The 18,216-nt window shown below is 68.8% G+C and carries 15 protein-coding genes and 1 riboswitch; of the genes, 10 read left to right on the forward strand and 5 right to left on the reverse strand.

The genetic code is table 11. From position 1 onward, the window contains the following. Positions 1–15: 15 nt before the first annotated feature. The 3 genes from YWY_RS0115925 to YWY_RS0115935 are packed head-to-tail and all read left to right on the forward strand — an operon-like array spanning position 16 to position 2,724. The gene (locus YWY_RS0115925; RefSeq protein WP_245566701.1) at positions 16–1,158 is read left to right on the forward strand and encodes an acyl-CoA dehydrogenase family protein; all 1,143 of its coding nucleotides are present in this window, start codon (positions 16–18) and stop codon (positions 1,156–1,158) included. Then, entirely contained in the window at positions 1,158–1,907 is a 750-nt protein-coding gene (locus YWY_RS0115930) for an SDR family NAD(P)-dependent oxidoreductase (protein ID WP_028848429.1), read from the forward strand. The genes YWY_RS0115925 and YWY_RS0115930 overlap by 1 nt, the downstream gene beginning before the upstream one ends. 19 nt (positions 1,908–1,926) lie before the next feature. Beyond that, complete coding sequence (locus YWY_RS0115935) at positions 1,927–2,724, forward strand: amidohydrolase family protein (protein ID WP_028848430.1); 798 nt, start codon at positions 1,927–1,929, stop codon at positions 2,722–2,724. A 495-nt stretch (positions 2,725–3,219) separates the two neighbouring features. Here the strand turns inward: YWY_RS0115935 and YWY_RS0115940 are convergent, their stop codons facing one another. Then, a complete protein-coding gene (locus tag YWY_RS0115940; RefSeq protein WP_028848431.1) occupies positions 3,220–4,482 on the reverse strand; it encodes a cytochrome P450 in 1,263 nt (420 codons plus the stop codon). Between the two features lie 214 nt (positions 4,483–4,696). Between YWY_RS0115940 and YWY_RS0115945 the strand changes: the two genes are divergently transcribed. Then, entirely contained in the window at positions 4,697–5,536 is an 840-nt protein-coding gene (locus tag YWY_RS0115945; RefSeq protein WP_028848432.1) for a mycofactocin-coupled SDR family oxidoreductase, read from the forward strand. Positions 5,537–6,260: 724 nt separating this feature from the next. Here the strand turns inward: YWY_RS0115945 and YWY_RS0115950 are convergent. Both YWY_RS0115950 and YWY_RS22385 read right to left on the reverse strand, forming a co-directional pair. Then, on the reverse strand, positions 6,261–6,998 hold the full coding sequence (locus YWY_RS0115950; RefSeq protein WP_028848433.1) for a FadR/GntR family transcriptional regulator: 738 nt from the start codon (positions 6,996–6,998) through the stop codon (positions 6,261–6,263). A 100-nt stretch (positions 6,999–7,098) separates the two neighbouring features. Continuing rightward, positions 7,099–8,337, reverse strand: coding sequence for a CaiB/BaiF CoA transferase family protein (locus tag YWY_RS22385; RefSeq protein WP_051310346.1), 1,239 nt, complete (start codon positions 8,335–8,337; stop codon positions 7,099–7,101). A gap of 304 nt (positions 8,338–8,641) precedes the next feature. Here YWY_RS22385 and YWY_RS0115960 point away from each other — a divergent pair, with 304 nt between their 5' ends. From YWY_RS0115960 to YWY_RS0115985, 6 genes are all read left to right on the forward strand, one after another. Further along, positions 8,642–9,229 (forward strand): nucleotidyltransferase family protein, encoded by a 588-nt coding sequence (locus tag YWY_RS0115960; protein WP_028848434.1) that lies wholly within the window; start codon positions 8,642–8,644, stop codon positions 9,227–9,229. Positions 9,230–9,327: 98 nt separating this feature from the next. After that, entirely contained in the window at positions 9,328–9,942 is a 615-nt protein-coding gene (locus YWY_RS23380; RefSeq protein WP_156899301.1) for a hypothetical protein, read from the forward strand. Between the two features lie 163 nt (positions 9,943–10,105). Next, positions 10,106–10,480, forward strand: a complete 375-nt coding sequence (locus tag YWY_RS0115970) for an FKBP-type peptidyl-prolyl cis-trans isomerase (RefSeq protein WP_028848436.1) — start codon at positions 10,106–10,108, stop codon at positions 10,478–10,480. Positions 10,481–10,541: 61 nt separating this feature from the next. Then, positions 10,542–10,758, forward strand: a riboswitch (cobalamin riboswitch). A gap of 106 nt (positions 10,759–10,864) precedes the next feature. Beyond that, complete coding sequence (locus YWY_RS0115975) at positions 10,865–13,684, forward strand: ribonucleoside-diphosphate reductase subunit alpha (protein WP_051310348.1); 2,820 nt, start codon at positions 10,865–10,867, stop codon at positions 13,682–13,684. A 16-nt stretch (positions 13,685–13,700) separates the two neighbouring features. After that, positions 13,701–14,789, forward strand: a complete 1,089-nt coding sequence (locus YWY_RS0115980) for a ribonucleotide-diphosphate reductase subunit beta (RefSeq protein WP_084609320.1) — start codon at positions 13,701–13,703, stop codon at positions 14,787–14,789. Between the two features lie 361 nt (positions 14,790–15,150). Further along, on the forward strand, positions 15,151–15,561 hold the full coding sequence (locus YWY_RS0115985) for a nitroreductase family deazaflavin-dependent oxidoreductase (RefSeq protein WP_028848439.1): 411 nt from the start codon (positions 15,151–15,153) through the stop codon (positions 15,559–15,561). A gap of 201 nt (positions 15,562–15,762) precedes the next feature. Here YWY_RS0115985 and YWY_RS0115990 read toward each other — a convergent pair whose 3' ends face one another. Together YWY_RS0115990 and YWY_RS0115995 are read right to left on the reverse strand one after the other, a co-directional pair. Continuing rightward, entirely contained in the window at positions 15,763–16,422 is a 660-nt protein-coding gene (locus tag YWY_RS0115990) for a response regulator (RefSeq protein ID WP_028848440.1), read from the reverse strand. Then, the gene (locus YWY_RS0115995) at positions 16,419–18,200 is read right to left on the reverse strand and encodes a sensor histidine kinase (RefSeq protein ID WP_051310349.1); all 1,782 of its coding nucleotides are present in this window, start codon (positions 18,198–18,200) and stop codon (positions 16,419–16,421) included. The genes YWY_RS0115990 and YWY_RS0115995 overlap by 4 nt, the downstream gene beginning before the upstream one ends. Positions 18,201–18,216 lie beyond the last annotated feature (16 nt).

Below are 18,216 nucleotides of genomic sequence, written 5' to 3' on the forward strand. Positions count from 1 at the left end.
AGAAAGGGACACATCGTGGAAGCTGGGCAGCTGTTCGATCTCGGTGTGCAGCACCGCAAGGTCCGGGAGGTGGCCCGCGAGGTCGCGGCGAAGGTCGAACCGTTCGCGGCGGAGGCCGACGAGGCGGTCACCGTGCACCAGGGGTGCCTCGACGCGCTGCGAGCCAGCGGTCTGGCCAGGTACGTGGTCCCCGCGGCCTACGGCGGGCACGACGACGTGCTCGACCCGCTGACGATCGCCGTGATCCGGGAGGCGCTGATGTACACGTCGGCGCACCTGGACTCGATGTTCGGCATGCAGGGCGTGGGCAGCTACTCGCTGTCGGTCGGCGGCACGGAGGAACTGAAGCGGCAGTGGCTGCCCAAGGTGGCCAGCCTCGACGCCATCGCAGGCCTGGCGCTGACCGAGCCCGAGGTGGGCTCCGACCTGCGCGCGATCACCACCAGGATGACGGCCGACGGCGACGAGCTGGTGATCAACGGGCGCAAGTCGTTCATCACCAACGGGGGAGCTGCGGCCTTCTACTGCACCCTGGTGCGCGAGGGTGACGGCTGGTCGATGGTGCTGATCCCGGGCGACGCCCCCGGGCTGCAGATCGAGCGCGGCGCCGACCTGATAGCGCCGCACATCCTCGGCGAGCTGACCTTCACCGACGTGCGGGTTCCGGCCAGCCACCGCCTCGGCGTGCCGGGCAAGGCGTTCTCCCTGATGCTGCAGACGCTGGCCGTCTTCCGCGTGTCCGTCGCGGGGTCCGCGGTCGGCCTCGCCCAGGCGGCGCTGGACGAAGCCAAGGCGCACGTGCTGCGGCGCGAGCAGTTCGGCAGGCCGCTGATCGAGCTCGGCGCGGTCGGGCAGAAGCTGGCCCAGTCGTGGACCGACGTCGAGGCTGCGCGGGCTTTCGTCTACCGCGCCGCGTCGCTGGCCAAGAGCGACCCGCTCGGGCATCTGGACTTCTCGTCGATGGCGAAGGTGCACGCGACCGAAGCCGCGGCGGCCGTGGTGGACCGGTCGCTGCAGGTCATGGGCCGGTTCGGGCTCGTGCGCGGATCCAAGATCGAACGGCTCTACCGCAACGCCCGCCCGCTGCGGATCTACGAAGGCGCCACCGAGGTGCTGCTGGACTCGCTCGCCCGCCGGCTGGCGAAGGGAGGCCGGTGATGGATCTCGGACTGGAAGGCAGTGTCGTCCTGGTGACCGGGGCCAGTCGGGGCCTCGGTGCCGCGATGGCGATCGCCCTGGCCAGGGAAGGCGCCACCGTGGTGGCGGCCGCGCGCTCGAAGGACGCTCTGGCCGAAGTCGCCGCGCAGGGCGAGGGTCGGATCAGCACCGCGACAGTGGACATGCGCGACGAGTCGTCCGTCAAGCAGCTCGTGCCTGAGGTGCTGGACCGTCATGGCCGCATCGACGGGCTGATCAACAATGCCGGGATCGCGCCCGCGGGCAAATTCGCCACCCAGGACCCCGAGGTGTGGAAGGACGTGATGACGGTCAACGTCATCGCCCCCATGATGCTCGCGCAAGCGGCGGGCAGGCAGATGATCGAGCAGGGGGCGGGGCGCATCGTCAACATCGCCTCGACCACCGGTGTGCGCGGCAAGCCGTACCTCGTGCCGTACTCGACGTCCAAGGGCGCGGTGGTGCGCTTCACCGAGGCGCTGGCCGCCGAATGGGCGAGCAAGAACGTGCAGGTCAACTGCATCGCGCCGGGAGCGTTCGTGACCGAGGCACAGAAGGCGGTGACCGAATCGCCGGAACTGTACGCCAAGCGGATCGCGAAGATCCCGATGAAACGGATGGCGGACCCCGCGGAGATCGTGCCGCTGACCTGCCTGCTCGTCTCGCCCCTGTCGTCCTTCACCACGGGGGCGATCTTCGTCATCGACGGCGGTGAGTCCGGAAAGCTGTGACGACCGAGAGGATGTCCGCGTGATCATCGACGCCCACACCCACGTCTGGCCCGACAGGATCGCCAAGATCGCGCTCGACAACAACCGGGTGCCGGGACTGCAAGCCCGCGGCGACGGCACCGTCGGCGGGCTGACCGAGGACATGCGGCGCAGCGGCGTCGACGTCAGTTGCTGCCTGGCCATCGCCAATCAGGCCAAGCACGTCGACTCGGTCAACCGGTTCGTGGCCGGGATCGCGGACGACCACCACGTGCCGTTCGGGACGGTGCACGTCGACCTGAGCGTGGAGGAGAACATCGCCAGCCTGCAGCGCCACGGCGTGCGGGCGGTGAAGATCCACCCGCTGTTCCAGCGGTTCGCGCTGGACGACAAGCGGCTGTGGGAGATCTTCGACGCGTTCGGCAGTGACTACGTGGTGATCGTGCACGTTGGTGAGGGCGGCGACGCGTACACCAACAGCCTGTCGAGCCCGAAAATGATCCGCGACATCGCCCGGCAGTTTCCCGGCCTGCGGCTGGTGGCCTGCCACTTCGGCGGCTACAAGATCCTCGACGACGCCGAGGAGATGCTGGCAGGTGCCGACGTGGTGCTCGAGACGTCCTGGCCGCCGTCGCTGGCCCGGCTGCGCCCGGAGCGGGTGCGCAACCTGATCCGCAAGCACGGCGCGGAGCGGATCGTGTTCGGCTCCGACTGGCCGATGACCAGCCCCGGGGACGAGATCCGGGCCATCGAGGCGCTGGGCTTGTCCGACGACGAGACGAAGCTGGTCCTCGGCGGGACCCTGGCCGAGCTGTTGGGCGACCGGCTGCCGGGCTGACGCCCGGCGATGGTTCCGCCGAGCAGGCGACCGGCTGCCGCGTGGGCGGTTGCCGGGCGGCTTTCGGGTGCGCGGGTGGTGGTTGATGGCCGGGCGTGTGGTCGGTGGTTGGTTGCTGTGCTGGGGCGGTTGTGGCTGTCGTGCTTGGTGATTCGTGATCGGATGTTGCGCGGGTGGCTGGCGTGCTGGCGGCCGAGCGGCTTCCGCCCATGCGGTCGGCCACTGACTGCCGACCATGGTGCCGATGGTCAGCTACTGCGCCGGCAGCCGCTGCGTGGCCACCGGGCAGCGGCCGCTGACCGCGATGCTGGCCACGGGGCATCGCGATTCCCGCGTTCCCAGTGATCGCGATGCCACGGTCGTGCGCAGCGGCGACTGCCTCGGAGGCGACTGGTCGGTTCTTCCCAAACAGCACACGGGCCGGCCACCCGCTGATCGGGCGGGCAGCCGGCCCCGCGCGCCGACGGCACCCCCGCTGCCGTCGACGGCTCGCGCTCACCGCTTCGCCGGAGTGAACTCCACCAGCAGCTCGGGCACGCTCCGGGTGTACAAACCGGCTTCCTTCGGGACGAAGCCGTCCTGATAGCGCAGGTCGTGCAGGTTGTCGAGCACCAGGTTCAGCGCCGTCTGCATCTCGCGCCGCGCCAGCAACGAGCCCACGCAGAAGTGCCTGCCCAGGATGAACTGCACGTGGTTGGCCGCGCCACTGAACGCCTTCGCGACGTCGAGGTCCTCGCGGAAGATGTTGAACTCGTCGGGGTCTTTGAACTGCCGGTCGTCCCGGTTGGCCGCGCTCAGCATCATGATGCACGTCGAGCCCTTCGGGATGGTCGTGCCGTGCAGCTCCACGTCCTCCTCGGTCTGGCGCATGATCATGTGCACCGGGCCGGAGTGGCGCAGCGTCTCGGCGATGGCGTTGTCCACCAGGCTGCGGTCCTTGCGCACCGCTTCCATCTGGTCCGGGTGGTCGATGAGGTTGCGGAACATGTTGGCGGTCGCCTTGTCCGTGGTCTCACCACCCGCGACCAGCAGCAGGCTGACGAACGCCTTGATCTCCTCGTCGGACATTCGGTGCCCGTCGACCTCGGCCTGGCACAGCCGGGTCAGCAGGTCCTCGCCGTCGCCGGTCCGGCGCTCGGCGATGATCGGCATCATGTAGTCGCGCAGCTCCTGCCGGGTTTGCTGGGCCCGAGCCGTGATCTCGGGATCGCCTGCCAGGTTGTTCAGGTGCGCCATGATCGACTGGTACCACTTGTGGAACCGGTCGTGGTCGCTCTTCGGCAGGCCGAGCATGTCGACCATCACGTTGATCGGGAACCACGTGGAGAAGTCCTCGACCAGGTCGGCTTTGCCCACCGACGAGATCCCGTCCACCAGCTGCTGCCCCGCCCGCTGGAGGACGCCGTCGAGCAGCCGGGTGGCGTTGGCCATGATCACCGGCATGAAGCGCTCGAGCCCCTTGCCGCGGAAGAACGGGTTCAGCAAGGCCCGGTGCCGCGAGTGCTCGGTGCCCTCCATCTGCAAGATCGTCCTGCCGTGGATCGGCTCCAGCTGCCACTCGTAGTTGCGGCTGGAGAAAACCGGGTTGCGGAACGCGTTGGCGCAGTCCTCGAAGCGGCTGATCAGGTAGCTGTTCGTGGCCTCGTGGTACAGCACCGGGTACTCGTCGCGGAGCACCCGATAGAAGGGGTACGGGTTCTCGGCGAACTCCGGGGACAGGATGTCCGGCGCCGCGTCCGCCGCTTTGGTGGTGGTCACTCGGGTCACCTCGTTGCTCGTCACTGCTGCGGTCGTCGGTCGTCGCTTAGTGCATCACTAGGCGAATGATGAATACCATACGATTCTATGGCATACACCACAACCGAACGTTGCACGAACGGGTGACGGTCGACCACGGAACGTGGCCATTGCCAACAGTGGCATTCACTGATAATGATTGCCCTTAACGCCGACATCACGGAGGTGCTCAGTCATGGCAGGACGGCTGGAAGGCAAGGTCGCCTTCATCACCGGCGCGGCACGCGGCCAGGGGCGCAACCACGCGGTACGGATGGCGCAGGAGGGCGCGGACATCATCGCGGTGGACATCTGCGAGGACATCGCCACGGTGAGTCCGTGGTACAACCTGGCGACGAAGGCCGAGCTCGACGAGACGGCGAAGTTGGTGGAGGCCACCGGCCGGCGGGTGGTGGCGCGCAAGGCCGACGTCCGTGACTTGGATGCGTTGCAGGCCGCTTTCGACGAAGGCGTGGCCGAGCTGGGCCGGATCGACGCCGTCGTCGCCAACGCGGGTATCGCCTCCTACGGCAAGGCGTGGGAGCTCACCGCGGAGCAGTGGAAGGACATGATCGACGTCAACCTGACCGGTGTCTTCCACACGGCCAAGGTGGCGATCCCGAAACTCATCGAGCAGGGCTCCGGCGGCAGCATCACGTTCACCAGCTCCATCGGCGGGCTGAAGGGCATTCAGCACGTTGCGCACTACGTCTCGGCGAAGCACGGCATCGTCGGGTTGATGCGCACGCTGGCCAACGAGCTCGGTCCGTACCGCATCCGGGTGAACACCATCCACCCGACCAACGTCGACACGATCATGATCCAGAACCCCGGCACCTGGGGGATGTTCGCGCCGGACGACCCGGAGCCCACCCAGGAGAAGGCCATGCCGGGCTTCATGTCGCTGAACACGCTGCCGGTCCCGTGGGTGGAGTGCGACGACATCAGCAACGCGCTGCTGTTCCTCGCCAGCGACGAGGCGCGGTACATCACCGGGGTGACGCTCCCGGTGGACGCGGGCGCTTTCGTCAAGTAGGCCCGAAGCATCAGGTCCGGCCACCCGGGCGCGGTGGCCGGACCTGGCGCGTGCCAAGCCTGGGATCGGGCGCCCCGGTGCCCGGAGACGTGGTGACCGGGGCGGCCACGGCGTCCCGGTCGATGAGGGGCGGAGGGTGCGGGCGGTGCCAGGTGGGAGCGGTGGCACTGTCCGGTCGCCCGCGCAGGGTCGGCCCTGGCGGTCCGGAACGATCGGATTCGGGGACGGTCCGGGTGCCTCGCGCCGATGGGCACTGGATTGGTGGTGGCGTGGATTCCTGCGATGATGCGGGGTCAGGGGTGTCCCGGGCGTCCGGTTCTGATGGGGATCGGGGTGGCACGGTGGTTCTGAGCCATGGGATTGGCGGCGGAGGCCCGGATGTCCCGAGGTGATGCGGGGTCAGGACAGCGCGGGTGCCCGCGAAGCGGCCAGGATCAGGGGTGGCCGGCGGCCGCTCGTGCTCGGCGTCCGAGTGTCGATTCCCGGGATACGGTTCAGGTGTTGCCGGAGGCCGGGCCTGGCAGCGGCTCACCACGCTGGACTTCAGGCGGTGAGAAACAGCCCGGATCGGGGCGCCCAGCTGCCCCGAGACGATGGGGGAACCGGACCACCCAGGCACCCGGCGCTTATGGGGAACCGGACCGCTCAGGCGCCTGGCGCTGATGGGCAGCTCGGGTAACCCGGACCGAGAGGAGCAGCGCCAAGCGTTCTGAGGCGATGGGGATCAGGGGCGGCCCCAGACGATCGGCGCGTCGAGCACCTCGGGGAACTTCTTCTCGGCGTAGCGCAGGTACTCCTTGATGTGATCGCGCATCGTCGCCGCCGCTTCCTCCGGGTCGTGCTTCTCGATCGCCTGGTAGATCCGCAGATGCGCCTTGTGCACCGCGACGCGCCGGGGTTCCGGGTAGTCGATGCCGATGGCGGAGCCGTCCAGGATGCCCAGCAGCGCGTCCACGAGCAGGGCGAACATGGCGTTGCCCGAACCCTGCGAGATCACGTCGTGGAAGCGCTTGTTCTCCTCCAGGAAGATCGCCTGGTTGTCCAGGTTGGCGTGCATGTTGTCCACGCTCTCCTTGAGCGTGGCAAGAGCCTCGTCGTCCATCCGCTCCGCGGCCAGCTGTGCCATGATCGGCTCCAGACCGAGCCTGCCCTCGGCGATCGTGCGGAACGGTGCGTCGGAGAATTGCAGCAACAGCGTGAGCGACGTGGCCAGGCTGGACGCGTCGGGCTGAACCACGACGGGCCCGCCGCCGGGCCCGGGCCGCAGCGTGATGACGCCCTGCAGCTCGAGGAAGCGCAGCGCCTCACGCAGGGTGCCGCGCCCGACCTCGTACTTGTCCAGCATCACGCGCTCGGGGGGCAGCCGGTCGCCGATCTTGTTGCCCCGTGAGTGGATGTCGGCGACGATGCGCTGCGCCACCAACATCGCGGTCTTCTGCGGCCGCAATGAGGTGGATGTCATGCGGAAGTCCCTTCGCTACTTGACCAGACCGCCCCACGATGTGGTTCAATCATAGGGATGATCATACCGGTTCGCCGGTTTTTCCGTGCCGGCGGCCTGGTCAGCCGCTGACGATGCCCTTTTGGGCAAGCTGTGCCACGTGGTCTGGGGCAAGCCCCAGTTCGTCGACCAAAACCTCCTTCGTGTGCTCGCCGATCGCGGCGACCCCGTCGTACGTCGGACCTGCGTAGTCGCCGAAGTGGAGGACCGGGCCGGGCATCATCGCCTTGCCGAACACGGTGTTGGCGAGCTCGACCAGGGTTCGTTCGCGGAAGTGCGGGTCCTCGGTGATGTCCTTGGCGTCGTTCACCGGTGCCGCCACGACCTCGTACTTCTCCAGGATCGCCAGCGCTTCGTCGCGCGGGCGCGAGCCGACCCAGTCGATGACGATCTGCTGCATCGCCTCGTTGTTGGCCATCCGCGCGGCGTTGGTGGCGAACCTTTCGTCCTCTTTCAGCTCCGGCATGCCCATGGCGTCGAACAGCCGCATCGCGATCGTCTGGTTGGACGCGGCGATCGAGAGCCAGCCGCCGTCGGCCGCCTGGTAGATGCCGCGCGGCGAAGCGGCGCCGGAGGCATTGCCGTGTCGCTGCATGATGGTGCCGCTTGCGGTGTAGTTGAGGACGGCGTCGCCGAGGATGAACATCAGCGGCTCGTACAGTGCCACGTCGACCTCGGATCCCTGACCGGTCAGCTCCCGCCGGTAAAGCGCCATCGCGGTGCCGAACGCGGCGGAGATCCCCGCGATCGAGTCGGCGAACCCGAACGGTGGCGCGGTGGGCGGCGTGTGCGGCCACCCGTTGAGGAAGGCGAAGCCGGACATCGTCTCGGCGACGGTGCCGAACCCGGGGCGGTTGGCGTAGGGGCCGGTCTGGCCGAAGCCGCTCACCCTGGTCATCACCAGGCGGGGATTCTTCGCCGAGAGCTGCTCGTAGCCCAGCCCCCAGGCCTCCATGCGTCCGGGACGGAAGTTCTCGATGACCACGTCGGCGCTCACGATCAGCTGCTCGGCGACCGCGCGTCCTTCCGGTTGGCGCATGTCGATGCCGACCGAGCGCTTGCCGGAGTTGAGGCGCGCGTAGCCGATGGCCAGACCCTCGTGGGACGGTTGCCACTGTCTGGCGAAATCACCGTTCTGCGGGTCCTCGACCTTGACGACGTCCGCGCCGAAGTCGCGAAGCATGCGTCCGGCGGTCGGGGCGGCGTACATCGAGCCCAGCTCGACGACTCGGACGCCGGCGAGCGGCCCGGGAGATGGGGAGCCCTGGGTGTCGGGTGCCTGCCCGGCGGGACCGGTCATGTCACGTCCTCTCCTCCTAATTAATGCTTATGAATAGTAGCATTAGCAGGCCGGGTGTGGGGCCGTCGATCGGGCCGGCCGGCCAGGGTGACGGAACGGGCCGAGGAGCCGCACCGCTCATGTCGCCTGCGAACCATGCGACGTGCTCCGGGCCTGTTCCGGGAGCGGAAGGCGTGATCACCGAGATGACCAGGACACCGGCCGCGCAAGACACCGAACTGGCGTCCGCAACGTAGCCGTCGTCTGGCGAAAGATGCGTTCCGCGCCGAGTTCGAATCGTCTCGGCCGGGGTTATGCTGCGCCGGTGGCCGTGGCGGGAGTGTTGCTGGCTGCCGGTGCGGGAACGCGGTTCGGCCGCCCGAAGGCGTTGGTGTCGTTCGCCGGGGAGCCGTTGGCCCAGCGGGGCGCGGCGGCCCTGGCCGAAGCCGGGTGCGACCCGGTCGTGGTGGTGATCGGCGCCGCTGCCGAGCGGGTGCGGGAAGCCCTGGCCCACGCGCCGGCTCGGGTGGTCGAGAACCCCGACTGGGCGACCGGGCTGGCGTCGTCCCTGCGCGCAGGCCTTGCCGCGCTGCCCGTCGACGCGGAGGCCGCGGTGATCACGCTGGTCGACCAGCCGCTGGTCGGCCCCGCCGTCATACGCCGCATGGTGCAGGCCTGTGCCGAGGGTGCGCAGTTGGCGATGGCCGTCTACCACGGCCGTCGAGCGCATCCGGTGCTGCTTGGCCGCACGCATTGGGCGGGGGTCGCCGAATCCGCCCACGGCGACGCGGGCGCTCGCGCTTACCTGCGCCGGCATGCCGACGACGTGGTCGAAATCGACTGCACCGGCCTGGGCGATCCGGCCGACGTCGACACCCCGGACGACCTCGCCACGCTGGAAGCGCGGTCCTGAGACATCACCCACATCCGCATTCCGTGGCAATCGAGCGGCGCGGTGCGCGTTCGTCTGTCATGATGTCGCCCGCGTACCCGGGGGAAAGGTTCACGAACATGGATCGCATCAAGGCGGTCTTCGTCGCGATCATCGGCATCGGATTGCTGGGCGGCGGGATCTTTCAGCTGACCGACGACCGCGTCATGTGCGGCAGCCAGGAGATGACCAGCCCCAACCAGGTGTGCGAGGAGACCAAGCGGGGCCGGGTCACCGCGACCCGCACCATGGAGGAACAGCGGAAGGACAACATCGCCACCGGCTGGCTGCTGGTGGGCTTGGGTGCGGCGATGTCGGTCGGCGGGACGATCTGGTCGGTCATGCTGTTCCGCAAGCCGAAAGCACAGGCCACGCCTGCGGTCGGGCAGCAGCCGCAGGGTTACGGCCCGCCACCGCCCGGGTTCGACGCGCAGCAAGGGATCGCCCAGCAGCAGCCCGGCCAGGGTTTCGGTCCGCAGCACCCCGCACCCGCGTACGGGCCACAGCAGTCCGCACCTGGTTTCGCGCCCCATCAGGCGGTGCCGGGATACGGTCCGCAGCCCGGACAAGGGTTCGGTCCGCAGCCGCCGGCCTACGGGCCGCAGTCCGGGCAGCCGTATCACCAGCAGCCCGGATGGGGTCCGTCGGGTGGCCAGCCAGCTCAGCCGCAGCAGGGCTGGGGACCGCCGCACTGATGCGGCGCCCCGCCTGAGCTTCGAGCGCGGACACGAAGTGCTGGCGTACGCGTGGTGGTCGTCGGACGCTCGTGTTTGCGAGTGCTGCCGGGCTGGAGGTGGCGGGGTGCGCGTGGCGGCCGTGGTGTTGGATGGAGCTTCCCGGTCAACCCAAGGAGGCACCATGACGCCGACCAAGCCAGAAGTCACCATCGCCCCCGGCGCCCCCTCCGGTCTGCTGGAGATCGACGACCTGCAGGTGGGTGACGGTGCCGAGGCCACCGTCGGTGCGCAGGTGACCGTGCACTACGTCGGCGTCGCCCACTCCACCGGGACGGAGTTCGACGCGTCCTGGAACCGCGACGAGCCGTTCACGTTCACGCTCGGCGCCTCGCAGGTCATCAAGGGCTGGGAGCTGGGCGTCAAGGGCATGAAGGTCGGCGGCCGCCGCCGGATCACCATCCCGCCCCATCTCGGCTACGGCCCGTCCGGTGTCCCCGGTGCCATCCGACCCAACGAGACGCTGGTCTTCGTGGTCGACCTACTCGGCGTGGAGTAGGCGCGCAAGCGCGACACGCCACATTTTCTGGGGTTCAATCCCGTTTGGCACCACAACATGTAGTGTTTGCCGTGCCGATGGTCCACCGCTGCCCGGCAGCGGTGGGGCAAGAGGGAATCCGGTGCGAATCCGGAACTGCCCCGCAGCGGTGAGCGGGAACGACCGCCGTCAACCAAGCACTGGGTAGCAAGCGCCTGGGAAGCGACGGCCAGTAGGAGCCTGGGCGTGGTCCCGGCATGCCCGCAAGTCCGAAGACCTGCCATCGGTGCGCGCACCGCCGGTGCGCGCCGTCCGCAGACCGCGAGGGCGGTCGCGCGGCCATGGCGGTCGTGCGCGTGCTTGCGGTCGCGGGCTGGAGGTTGCCGAGCTCGCGAGGAGAGAGCCGTGACACTAGCCGACCCGACCCCGGCCCGCACGCAGCCGGAAGCGCCGTCCACGGTGACGGTGATCCGGCGCGACGGGTCCACGTCGCCGTTCGACGAATCGAAGATCGCGGTGGCGATGACCAAGGCCTTCCTGGCCGTCGAAGGCACCGACGCCGCCTCGTCGTCCCGGGTGCACCATCTGGTCGAGGAGCTGACCGCGCAGGTGCGGGATGCGCTGCTGCGCCACGGTGCCCGGTCGTTGCACATCGAGCAGATCCAGGACCAGGTGGAGCTTGCCCTGATGCGGGGCGGTCACCACGCGGTCGCCCGCGCCTACGTGCTCTACCGGGAAGAACGGGCCAAGGCGCGTCGGCAGGAGACCGGGACCACCGCGTCCGCGCCCACGGTTCGGGTGAAGGGACCGGATGGCACGCTCGAACCGCTGCACCGGGATCGGATCGCCGCGGTCGTCGCGGAAGCGGTCGACGGGGTGCCGGACACCGACGCGCGAGCCGTGCTGGCCGAGCTGGACCGCAACGTCTACGATGGCATCAGCAACGACGAACTCGGCGTGGCCATGGTGATGGCCGCCCGCACGCTGGTCGAGCGGGAGCCGAACTACTCGCAGGTCACCGCGAGGCTGCTGCTGAACAACCTGCGCGCGGAAGCGCTCAGCTTCCTGGCAGGCGGCGCCCGCGAGGCCACCCAGGCGGAGCTGGACTACCCGGAGTACTTCCGCGCCTACCTGGCCCGCGCGATCGACCTCGGCCAGGTCGATCCGGAACTCGGGAAGTTCGATCTGACCACGATCACCGCCGCCTTGCGGCCGGAACGCGACCTGGAGTTCGGCTTCCTCGGCCTGCAGACCCTCTACGACCGCTACTTCCTGCACCACGACGGCACCCGCTACGAACTGCCGCAGGCGTTCTTCATGCGGGTGGCCATGGGCCTGGCGCTGCGCGAGCAGGACCGCGAGGCGCGGGCCGTCGAGTTCTACCACCTGCTGTCCACGTTCGACTTCATGGCGTCGACCCCGACTCTGTTCAACGCCGGCACCACGCGCCCCCAGCTGTCGTCGTGCTTCCTGACCACGGTCGAGGACGACCTGGACGCGATCTTCCAGTCGTATCGGAACAACGCGCTGCTGGCCAAGTACTCCGGCGGGCTGGGCAACGATTGGACGCCGGTGCGCGGGATGGGCGCCCACATCAGGGGCACCAACGGCCAGTCGCAGGGCGTGGTGCCGTTTCTGAAGATCGCCAACGACACCGCGGTGGCGGTCAACCAGGGCGGCAAGCGCAAGGGCGCGGCCTGCGCCTACCTGGAGACCTGGCACATCGACATCGAGGAATTCCTCGAGCTGCGGCGCAATACCGGTGACGACCGGCGCCGCACGCACGACATGAACACCGCGAACTGGATCCCGGACGAGTTCCTGCGCCGGGTGGAAGCCGACGCGGAGTGGACACTGTTCTCCCCGGACGAGGTGCCGGACCTGCACGACCTCTACGGCAAGCAGTTCAGCAAGCGGTACCGCGAGTACGAACAGGCGGCCGACCGCGGCGAAATCCGGGTCTTCCGCCGGGTGTCCGCGGTGCAGCTGTGGCGGCGCATGCTCACCATGCTGTTCGAGACCGGCCACCCGTGGATCACGTTCAAGGACCCGTGCAACCTGCGCTCGCCGCAGCAGCACTGCGGGGTGGTGCACTCGTCCAACCTGTGCACCGAGATCACCCTGAACACCAGCCCGGACGAGGTCGCGGTGTGCAACCTGGGGTCGGTGAACCTGGCCAGGCACGTCACGCCGGACGGCCTGGACACCGAGCGGCTGCGCAAGACGGTCCGGACCGCCGTGCGCATGCTCGACAACGTCATCGACATCAACTTCTACACGATCCCGCAGGCCAGGCGGTCGAACCTGCGGCACCGCCCGGTCGGCCTCGGCCTCATGGGCTACGCCGACGCGCTGCACGTCCGCAAGCTCCCGGTCGACTCGCCGGAAGCGGTGGAGTTCGCCGACCGCAGCATGGAGCACCTGTCGTACTACGCCATCGAGGCCTCCAGCGAGCTGGCCGCCGAGCGTGGCCGGTACGAGACGTTCGACGGGTCGCTGTGGAGCCGGGGCATCCTGCCGATCGACTCGCTGCGGATCCTGGCCGAGCACCGCGACGGTGACCTCGACGTCGACTACACGACCACGCTCGACTGGGACGCGCTGCGGGAACGCGTCCGCACGACCGGGATGCGGAACTCGAACGTCATGGCCATCGCGCCCACGGCGACCATCGCCAACATCTGCGGCGTCAGCCAGTCGATCGAGCCGCTGTACCAGAACCTCTACGTGAAGTCGAACATGTCCGGCGACTTCACCGTGATCAACCCGCACCTGGTGCGCGAGCTGAAGGAACTCGGGCTGTGGGACGAGGTCATGGTCGCCGACCTGAAGTACTTCGACGGCAGCGTCCAGCACATCGACCGGGTGCCCGGCGACCTCAAGCGCAGGTACGCCACCGCGTTCGAGATCGACCCGAAGTGGCTGGTGCGGGCCGCCGCGCGCAGGCAGAAGTGGATCGACCAGGCCCAGTCGCTCAACCTCTACATCCACGAGCCCAGCGGGAGAAAGCTCGACGAGCTGTACCGGTTCGCGTGGCGCAGCGGCCTGAAGACCACGTACTACCTGCGGGCCAGGGCGGCCACCAGCGTGGAGAAGAGCACGCTGCGCGGCACCGACGGCAAGCTCAACGCGGTTCCCGTGGCAGCCGTCCCGGCCGCCGTCCGTCCCGATCCGCAACCGACCGCCTGCGCCATCGACGACCCCGACTGCGAAGCCTGCCAGTAAAGGAGCACGAACCCGCATGACCAGCGACATGACGAGCAACACCGCCATTGCCGACGCCACCGGCCTTGGTGAGATCCAGCGCGGCGCCCCTCGGGTCAACGTCGAGGACAAGGCGATGATCAACGCCCGCGCCGACGTCAACCAGCTGCTGCCGATGAAGTACCGGTGGGCGTGGGAGAAGTACCTGGCCGGGTGCGCCAACCACTGGATGCCCACCGAGGTGTCGATGCAGGCCGACATCGCGCTGTGGAAGTCACCGGACGGCCTGACCCCGGACGAGCGGCTGATGGTCAAGCGCAACCTCGGGTTCTTCGCCACCGCGGAGTCCCTGGTGGCCAACAACCTGGTGCTGGCCGTCTACCGGAACATCACCAACCCGGAGTGTCGCCAGTACCTGCTGCGGCAGGCGTTCGAGGAAGCCGTGCACACGCACGCCTTCCAGTACATCTGCACCAGCCTCGGGCTGGACGAAGGCGAGCTGTTCAACGCCTACCGCGAGGTGCCGTCCATCGCCGACAAGGACGCGTGGGCACTGCAGTACACCCGGCACTTGGAGGACCCGAGCTTCCGCACCGGAACTGCCGAGGCCGATCAGGACTTCCTGCGCGACCTGATCGCCTTCTACGTGGTGTTCGAGGGCATGTGGTTCTACACCGGGTTCGCGCAGATCCTCTCGCTCGGGCGGCGTAACAAGATGGTCGGCATCGCCGAGCAGTACCAGTACATCCTGCGCGACGAGTCGATCCATCTGAACTTCGGCATCGACTGCATCAACCAGATCAAGCTGGAGAACCCGCACCTGTGGGGCGCGGACTTCCAGCGGGAGGTGCGGCAGATGCTGATCGAGGCGTGCGAGCTGGAGGTCGCCTACGCCAGGGACACCATGCCGCGCGGCATCCTCGGCCTGACCGCCGATCAGTGCGAGCAATACCTGCACTTCATCACCGACCGGCGGGCTCAGCAGCTCGGGCTGGAACCGGTGTTCGGGGAGCAGAACAACCCGTTCCCGTGGATGTCCGAGACGATCGACCTGACCAAGGAGAAGAACTTCTTCGAGACCAGGGTGACCGAGTACCAGTCGGGCGCCGCGCTCAGCTGGGACTGACCCCCGGCCCGCACCGGCCGGCCGGTTTCCGCCGCGCGCCGGGGAGGGGCAGCCGTTCAGTTTCGGGCCCGGCGTGACGTATTCGGTTTCCGCTGCGCGCCGGGGAGGGACCGGAAGGGTCGCTGCTGGCTTCGTTGCCCGAGGCGGTTTCCGCCGCGCGCAGGGGGAGGGACCTCGGCGCGCGGCGGGACGCCGGTTGGTGGCCATGCCTGGCGAGCGGCGTCGGCCGCGGTGGAAGTACCTGCGATGAACGGAAAGTGACTGGGCGGCTGCGGTGCGGGAATTCCCCGCGGACAGCTGCTGTTGCTTCGGAACGACAAGCCAGGCAGCGGCGAGGAAGGGACACCGGATGGCTGAACGCATGCTCTTCGGCGACGAGCACGTCAAACGGTACGAGGAAACCAACGGCGAGGTCGGCCACATTTGGGTGAACGGCGCGCCCTGCCTGATCCTGACCACCAAGGGCCGCAAGACCGGCAAGGAGTACAAGCACGCGCTGATCTACCAAAAGGTCGACGAGGGCTACGTGATCATCGCGTCCAAGGGCGGTGCCCCCGACCACCCCGGCTGGTACAAGAACCTGATGGCCAACCCCGAGGTCAAGGTTCAGGTGGGGGCGGAGAAGTTCACCGCGCGGGCCCGCACCGTGGAGGACGAGCCCCGGCGCAAGGAGCTGTGGTCGATCATGACCAAGGTGTGGCCGGCGTACGACGAGTACCAGGAGAAGACCGACCGGAAGATCCCGGTCGTGGTGCTGGAGCCGGCCGCCTGATCTGCTTCGCCAGGATGTCATGACGATCGGGCTTCGCCATCCGGCGGCGTCCATGACAACGGCCGCATGGTGAGGACTTCGGCGGGATTGCCGCGCGGTGAGGACTGTGGCGTGGCCGCTCCGCGGTGGAGGGTCGCTGCGCGGTGAAGGCCCTGATGGGGCGGCCGCCCGTCGGTCACGCCGGCCGGCCCGGTGGCCGCTTCACTCGGTCATCAGCCCGGTCCGCCAGGCCCACGCCGCGACCTCGACGCGGTTGCGTGCACCGATCTTGGCCTGCGCCGACGCGAGGTGCGTCTTCACCGTGGACAGCGACAGGAAGAGCTCGTTGCCGATCTCGGTGTTGGTCAGCCCGCGCGCGACCGCTCGCACCACGTCGGTCTCCCGCGGCGTGAGCGGTTCGCTCGGCTGATCCTCCGGAGCCGTGGCGGGCGCCGGGGTGTTGAAGTGCTTCAGCAGCCGCACGGTGATCTGCGGCGACACCAGCGCATCGCCACGCTGCGCGGCACGCACGGCCTCGATCAACAGCGACGCCCCAGCGTCCTTGAGCAGGAACCCGCTGGCGCCGTTACGCAGCGCAGTGTGCACGTACTCGTCCAGGTCGAACGTGGTGACCACGACGACCTTCATCGGGTCGGTGACACCTGGCCCGGCCAGCTGCCGGGTGACCTCCAGGCCGTCCAGTCCCGGCATGCGTATGTCCAGCAGGCAGACGTCCGGGCGCAGCTCGCGCGCCTTGCGTACGGCTTCCACCCCGTCGGGCACGTCGGCCACCACTTCGATGTCCGGCTGTGCGTCGAGGATCATCCGAAAGCCCATCCGAACCATTTCCTGGTCGTCGGCGATCAGCACACGGATGGTCATGTCCGGGTGTCCTCCACGTTCAGGGGTAGCCAGGCTTCCACGACCCAGCCACCGCCGGGGGCCGGGCCGACCGACAGTCTGCCGTGCAGCAGTTCGACACGTTCGCGCATCCCGACCAAGCCGTAGCCGCTGTCCCGCCACGACCGCGACGCGGCGGCGCTGCTGCTGCCGCGGCCGTTGTCGCTGACCCGGATGCCCAGCTGTCCGTCCACGACACCGACGACGACTTGGGCCTTGGTCGCTCCTTCGGCGTGCTTGCCGACGTTGGTCAGCGCCTCCTGCACGATGCGCAGCGCGGAGCGGGCGACCTCCTGCGGAAGGGCGGTGCCGATGTCCACGCGCAGCTCCGTCGGCACACCGTGGCTGCCGCTGTCCACGAGTTTGCGCAGGTCGGCGGCCAGATCCATGGTGGCGTCCTCGGGCGGGGTGTCGCTCGGCTGGCCGGAGCGGATGCTGGCCACCAGCCGGCGCATCGCGGTCATCGCCTCGATCCCCGCCGCCTCGATCCGGTCGAACGCCTCCTGCGTCAGCTTCGGGTCGTCCTTGGCGACCATCTTCGCGGCCTGCGCCTGCACCACGATGCCGGTGACGTGGTGCGCCACCACGTCGTGCAGCTCGCGGGCCAGCGCCATCCGCTCTGCCGACTTGGCTTCCGCCACCGCCGCGGAGACCATCTGGGCGCGGGCCGTGTCCCGTGACCGCAGGTACAAGCCGATGGCCACGGCCAATCCCAGGGCGAACAACGCGCTGAGCGCGAGTTCCCGCAGCTGGGTTCCGCCGGTCCGCATGGCCGTCGCCAGCGCGACCGCCACCGACATCACCGCGATGACCCCGGTGGCCCGTTCCGGTGTCTGGTAGCGGACCAGGTTCACCGTCACGACGAAGCCGGCCAGCACCTGCACCGCGGGTATCGGCGTGCCTGCCAGGCCGGGGAAGTCGAAGGCCAGCGCGCCGCCGGTCACCGCGGTCAGCACGAACAAGCCGGACATCGCCAGGCCCGCGGTGATCGCGTGCCGCACCGACAGCACCGCAAGCCACGCCGACACCACCGAGACGACCAGGCCGAACAACCCGATCCAGGTCTGCGTCGAGCGCAGGACCGCCAGGAAGACGAACACCGCCAGCACGCCGATCAGCGGCCACTGGGCCAGGTACGGCGCGAACCTGCTGTTTCGTTCGGGCGTCAGCGACGTCTTCCCGGATGCGGTGCGGTGCCCGTAGACGACCGCCCCGACCAGCAGGATGAACCCGAAGATGAACGTCTCCGCGTACAAGTCGCCGCGTTCCCGCAGCAGCAGGGCGGCGAGGCAGGAGACGACCAGCATCGTGGTGGCCGCGACCGCCTTGGGGACCGGCAGCTGCTGGTGGGCGATCACCACCAGCAACACGCCCGCCACTGTTTCCGCCAGCGAGATCCCGGCCAGCAGCGACGTGTAGCCGGAGACCCGGTACACCGCGATCGGGGACGCGACGATCAGCGACGCCGAGCCGAGTACCGCGCCGAGCATGGCGTTCCTGCGGGCCAGCACGGCACACGCGGCCAGCAGCAGGCCGCCGGGCAGCATCGCCAGGGTCTGCCACCGGCTGTAGTACGGGTACAGGTCCAGTTCGCCGGCTCGAAGCAGGTCGGCGATCGCTGCGACGACGTCCGCCAGCACGGCCGCCGCGAGCAGCGCACCGTACAGGCCCAGCCTGCGCCAGGCCGCCTGTACGCCTGCCCATCGCGACGACCGGCCGCTGGTGCGCAGCGGGGTCGTCGGAGCGTCGTCGGAATGCACATCGTGACATTAGGAC

It is taken from the genome of Thermocrispum agreste DSM 44070 (assembly GCF_000427905.1).
Classification (GTDB): Bacteria; Actinomycetota; Actinomycetes; order Mycobacteriales; family Pseudonocardiaceae; genus Thermocrispum; species Thermocrispum agreste.

What these genes read in the sequence shown, in the direction of transcription:
- YWY_RS0115930 (WP_028848429.1), top strand. Translation starts at nt 1,158, where the DNA reads ATGGATCTCGGACTGGAAGGCAGTGTCGTCCTGGTGACCGGGGCCAGT.
- YWY_RS0115945 (WP_028848432.1), top strand. Translation starts at nt 4,697, where the DNA reads ATGGCAGGACGGCTGGAAGGCAAGGTCGCCTTCATCACCGGCGCGGCA.
- YWY_RS0115950 (WP_028848433.1), bottom strand. Translation starts at nt 6,998, where the DNA reads ATGACATCCACCTCATTGCGGCCGCAGAAGACCGCGATGTTGGTGGCG.
- YWY_RS22385 (WP_051310346.1), bottom strand. Translation starts at nt 8,337, where the DNA reads ATGACCGGTCCCGCCGGGCAGGCACCCGACACCCAGGGCTCCCCATCT.
- YWY_RS23380 (WP_156899301.1), top strand. Translation starts at nt 9,328, where the DNA reads ATGGATCGCATCAAGGCGGTCTTCGTCGCGATCATCGGCATCGGATTG.
- YWY_RS0115970 (WP_028848436.1), top strand. Translation starts at nt 10,106, where the DNA reads ATGACGCCGACCAAGCCAGAAGTCACCATCGCCCCCGGCGCCCCCTCC.
- YWY_RS0115980 (WP_084609320.1), top strand. Translation starts at nt 13,701, where the DNA reads ATGACCAGCGACATGACGAGCAACACCGCCATTGCCGACGCCACCGGC.
- YWY_RS0115985 (WP_028848439.1), top strand. Translation starts at nt 15,151, where the DNA reads ATGCTCTTCGGCGACGAGCACGTCAAACGGTACGAGGAAACCAACGGC.
- YWY_RS0115990 (WP_028848440.1), bottom strand. Translation starts at nt 16,422, where the DNA reads ATGACCATCCGTGTGCTGATCGCCGACGACCAGGAAATGGTTCGGATG.